We start from the raw sequence: 4,800 nt of genomic DNA on the forward strand, positions 1-4,800 counted from the left end.
TTGTTTTCATGATGAGCTCCTCCATGTATGAATATATTCTAACATAAACTCTTCATAACTTGAATATGATTCAAGTTGTTTTCGCTGAACTTTCACGCATATTCCTTATCACAAGTGCTCTGTTCATCGCTGTATCTTTACTTTAATCGTAGTGAACTTGCCTAAAAGATGAAAAAGCTTCTTCTTCATATCCCTGAATCTCAATTCAAAATGATTCGTTATTGTGGTATCTATGCTACGTGTAATCATTCTCATAAAGATACCCTCTCTGCTTTGATTGCCAAATCTCATCATCGTTCTAAACGAGAACCTATTGGTTATCGCAGAGATTTAATCTCAACTTTCAATGTTGACCCCTTGCTTTGTGATTGTGGTACAACTATGATTTTTGTAGATGCTTACATTCCATCATCGATTGGAGGTGAAATGAATGGACCCTTTTCTTGATATGACGGACCCGATTGAAAAAGATACCTATATTCAAATGAAATGTTCTGTTTGCGGTTATGTAGAAGGTATGCCTTCTTGGTGCTTTGATGAAGTTTGTGAAATGATGGAATTTGATGATAACGATGACATTCCTCACATTGTTTGTCCTCGTTGCAATGCTGAATCTCTTTATCCCATGAATTCTTCCAAATTTAAATAATTCTGTTTCACTTTATTAAAATCATACTTTTTACTGTGGTTTTTTTATTTTCTTTCCTTTGGAGAACTTTCCTAAAAGATAAAAAAAAGAATAGGTTTCCCTATTCTACTTAATATATTTACCAATTTTCTTTAAATATTTAGCTCTTTCTTGTTGATGACAATTACTAAATTTAGAAATCAAATCATAAATTACTAATTTTCTTTCTGGTTTTAAGTTTGAGTTCTGTATCACTTCAAAAAATTCATTCGTAGCTACAATAAATCTTAATTCATCACGATTATCTACAACATTTTTTAGTTCAACATATTCGGGAAGATTAATAGTTTTTGCCATATTACAAATAACTCTCCTTTTCTTTGATCGGTTTCACTACAATACACTCTGTATTAAGTATACACTCTTCTATCAAACTTTCAAAGTCGAATAGCGCTTCATATTCTTCAGCTCTTTTGATCAAAGGCTTTGTAACTGGGTTTTTTGGAGTAAATATTGTACAACAATCTTCATATGGGAGAATAGATGTTTCATATGTTCCTATTTCTTTCGCTTTCGCAATGATTTCTAATTTATCAAAAGTAACAACAGGACGAATAATTGGTAACTTTACAACATCATTGATACATCCCATACTTTCTAATGTTTGTGATGCTACTTGTCCTAAACTTTCTCCTGTTGCTAAGGCAAGACAGTGATTTGTACGTGCAACTCTTTCTGCGATTCTAACCATCATACGACGCATAATTGTAATTGCATAAGATTCATTACAATGTTTGTATATCGCTAACTGAAGGTCTGTAAAGGGCACTACATGCACTTTAACTCTTCCTTGATAACCTGCAACAAGTCTTGCCAGTTCCAATACTTTTTCCTTTGCACTTGTTGATGTATATGGAGGTGATGAGAAATGAATCGCTTCAATTTCTACTCCTCTTTTCATAACATAATATGCTGCAACTGGAGAATCAATTCCTCCCGATAAAAGCAACATCGCTTTACCATTAGCACCCACTGGATAACCACCAGCAGCAGGATAAATTTTACTTGTGATATATACAAAATCTGCACGCACTTCAACATGCAATTTAAAATCTGGTGTTTTTACATTTACTTTATGTTCTGTATTTTTAAGAACAACGGTTGCAACAGCACGGTTGATTTCATCACTACTCATTTCGAATGTTTTATCACTACGATGAGCTACAACTTTAAAAGTTCCTGTAGGTGTCTCTTGTGCAATTGCTAAACAAGCATTTTCAATTGCTTCAATGTTGATTTCAACTTTTTGTGTTAATGAGAATGAACTAATTCCAAATACCTTACTAATACGTTCAGTTAAAGGAAATGGATCTGTACCATTTAATTTAATATAAATACGATCATAAGTATTATTGTATTTTAAATTTGGACAATCTTCTAAAACACGTTGAATATTTCTTGATAAACGATTAATAAAATCTTTTCTATTTTTACCTTTTGTTGATAATTCGCCATAACGAATCAGGATTGTATCATACACGACCATATTTAGCACAACTCTCTTTCAATATTCTAATAAACTCATTTACTTCTTCTTCTGTATTGTGATAAGACAAACTTACACGAATGCAACTATTCGCACGATCATTGTCATATCCCATAGCCTTTAATACTCGTGATGGTTGCCCTTGCTTACTAGCACAAGTACTTTGTGCAGATACACATATTCCTTTTGAATTTAAGGCATTCATCATCACTTCACTTGGTATAAGTGGATATGAAAAATTAATGATATTCATAACACCCTCTTCAGGACTATTCATCACTAACCCATCGATTAGTTGTAGTTCACTGACTAATTTTTGTCTCAGATTTTTAATTTGTTGATGGTATTTCTTTTGATTTTCTAGCGCTAAACGTAATGTCTTAGCAAACAAGATTTGAACTACCGCATTGCTTGTTCCTCCACGCAAACCAAATTCTTGTTGACCACCACAAATTAATGGAATCATTGGAACATGATGTTTCTTAATGAGAATACCACTTCCCTTTAATCCTTCAATCTTATGAGCACTGAAACTCATACAATCTATATCTTTAGTATTAATATCAATCTTACCTAATGCTTGTACCCCATCTACATGGAAGAAAGCATGTGATTCTTTCTTTACAATTTCTTTGATTTCTTCAATTGGTTGAATAGATCCTACCTCGTTATTCACATACATAATGGATACTAGAACCGTATCTTCTCTTAATGCCTCTTTAACTGCTTTTGCCTCAATACACCCAAACTCATTTACAGGTAAGTAGGTAACTTCATATCCAAAATACTCTTCTAATTCTTTACAGGTTTTATAAACACTTGAATGTTCTATTTGTGTTGTAATAATATGTTTCTTCTTTGATGCAAAAGCAATACCTTTAATTGCCATATTATTAGCTTCACTTGCACCACTTGTAAAAATTATTTCACTATTCATAACACAAAAAGTGTCTGCAATTGCCAGACGACTTTTTTCTATCATTTGTTGTATTTCTACAGATGCATCATATAACGCATCACTATTGTAAAAACTAGTTTTCAATAATTTACAATACGTTTCATAAACCTCTGGATGTAATGCTGTTGTACTTGCATTATCAAAGTATATCTTATGCTGCACTCTTCGCATTCTCCTTGATCAATGTTTCATATGTACCTGGGTGAATCTTTTCGATTGTCGCTATCGCAATAGTAAGAGCTTGAGTGTACTCGCCATTTCTAAAGCACAATTCTGCACGTGTTAATTCCGAATCAATATCAGAATATGTAGAACGATATTTATTACCAAATACAATTGTATTTTCAACCATAACAGCCATACCAACGACATTGTTTACATTGTTATATAATTTATAAACGAAATCTATCGCATCTTTTAGTGTCGCATTTAGTAGTTGAACATTTAATGGTGTCTCATCAATTAAGTTTTCAATACTACGTACATAATCAAATGCTTTTTCTAAGTCCGAATTATATGTATCTGAAATTGCAGGCAAGCGGTTCTTGCGAATTTTCACTTGCATTTCATTCATAATAAGTTGAAGTTTAAGTAATTGTTTCTTCGCTCTTTCTTCATCACTATGTGCATTATCCATTACTTCTTTGATTTTCATGATTTCATCATGACACGCACTAATATCTTGTAATAATTCTTTTAATAGATATAAATTTTCAACTGAAGATGAATCCAATTGTTTTACATTTCCAACAACTTGATTCTTCTTTTCAACTAATTCATTGAATTTAACTTCTTGTTCATTTACTTGGTCTTTTAAATCACCCCAACCAAATCGACTACCTAATTTTTCTAAAGTTTCATTGATAAATCGAATTGCTTCTTGTGCTTTAGTTGTTGTACTTTCAACATCGTTAATTGCATTTTGTAAGTCATCAAATGCAGCACCCTCTTTAGAAATTTGATCATTAAGCTGTAATAATCTTGTCTTATAATTTAATAAATGTTCACTGATACCCGTACATTCACCCATTTGAAGACTATCTAAATCATTCTTCAATGCATCAGTAATGACAATCAAGTTCTTTTCAACTTCTAAGTGCAATAACGAAACACCCTTCTTTTGTAAAAGTGCATTGTTACGTGCAACTTCATCCACAAGGTTAGGTAATACACCTCTAGCTTCTTTTAATAGTTCAGGTAAATTATTAATTAACAATTCTAAGTTAATAATAGATTTTTTAATTTCTTCTAGTTTAGCACTTGCTTTTTCAAATTCTGAAGCATACATCCATTCTTCAAATGATGAGAACATTTTTTCAGTTTCTTGAATTTCTTCTTCTATCTTGTTCCAGCTAAATGATAATGATGAGCTATTCTCCAAAGCAAAAGCTTTTAATTCTCTAAATTTATCTTTGAATCCAGTAACTTCTTGACGTTGTGCTGTTTCTTTTTCAAGGATAGTATCCAAGAAAGCATCCATCTCACTAACTTGTTTTTCACCTAAAACCAACATACTTTCAAGGTCAACCAAACCATCTTTAACTTGTTTATTCTTATTCATTAATAAATAATCTTCAGTATCCGCAAGCATTTGAGAGATTTGTTTTAAGTTCGATTGTACTAAATCAAAATCATCTTTACAATTTGTAACACTTTGCATTACATCTT

Annotated in this window: 6 protein-coding genes; 2 read left to right on the plus strand and 4 right to left on the minus strand. The window is 31.9% G+C overall.

The features are described 5' to 3' along the window. Positions 1-168 precede the first annotated feature (168 nt). Together RR643_RS11200 and RR643_RS11205 are read left to right on the plus strand one after the other, a co-directional pair. Positions 169-447: a transposase gene (locus tag RR643_RS11200; protein ID WP_332469635.1), complete on the plus strand. Its 279-nt coding sequence runs from the start codon at positions 169-171 to the stop codon at positions 445-447. Further along, positions 431-649, plus strand: a complete 219-nt coding sequence (locus RR643_RS11205) for a hypothetical protein (RefSeq protein WP_332469634.1) — start codon at positions 431-433, stop codon at positions 647-649. Before RR643_RS11200 ends, RR643_RS11205 begins: the two co-directional genes overlap by 17 nt. A 105-nt stretch (positions 650-754) precedes the next feature. On the opposite strand, the gene RR643_RS11210 is transcribed toward RR643_RS11205, so the two are convergent. From RR643_RS11210 to RR643_RS11225, 4 genes are all read right to left on the minus strand, one after another. Beyond that, positions 755-985, minus strand: coding sequence for a hypothetical protein (locus tag RR643_RS11210; RefSeq protein WP_332469633.1), 231 nt, complete (start codon positions 983-985; stop codon positions 755-757). 1 nt (position 986) lies between these two features. Beyond that, a complete protein-coding gene (thiI, locus tag RR643_RS11215) occupies positions 987-2,174 on the minus strand; it encodes a tRNA uracil 4-sulfurtransferase ThiI (protein WP_332469632.1) in 1,188 nt (395 codons plus the stop codon). After that, entirely contained in the window at positions 2,161-3,303 is a 1,143-nt protein-coding gene (locus RR643_RS11220) for a cysteine desulfurase family protein (protein WP_332469631.1), read from the minus strand. The genes thiI and RR643_RS11220 overlap by 14 nt, the downstream gene beginning before the upstream one ends. Further along, the coding region (locus RR643_RS11225) for a septation ring formation regulator EzrA (protein ID WP_332483269.1) at positions 3,284-4,800 on the minus strand (1,517 nt) is incomplete at its 5' end. The genes RR643_RS11220 and RR643_RS11225, both read right to left, overlap by 20 nt.

Origin of the sequence: Anaerorhabdus sp., assembly GCF_036637135.1 — a bacterium.
Lineage (GTDB): Bacteria > Bacillota_I > Bacilli_A > Erysipelotrichales > Erysipelotrichaceae > Anaerorhabdus.

Excerpts from the sequence above, each read along its gene's own strand:
- RR643_RS11200 (WP_332469635.1), top strand. The coding sequence starts at position 169 with ATGAAAAAGCTTCTTCTTCATATCCCTGAATCTCAATTCAAAATGATT.
- RR643_RS11205 (WP_332469634.1), top strand. The coding sequence starts at position 431 with ATGGACCCTTTTCTTGATATGACGGACCCGATTGAAAAAGATACCTAT.
- RR643_RS11210 (WP_332469633.1), bottom strand. The coding sequence starts at position 985 with ATGGCAAAAACTATTAATCTTCCCGAATATGTTGAACTAAAAAATGTT.
- thiI (WP_332469632.1), bottom strand. The coding sequence starts at position 2,174 with ATGGTCGTGTATGATACAATCCTGATTCGTTATGGCGAATTATCAACA.
- RR643_RS11220 (WP_332469631.1), bottom strand. The coding sequence starts at position 3,303 with ATGCGAAGAGTGCAGCATAAGATATACTTTGATAATGCAAGTACAACA.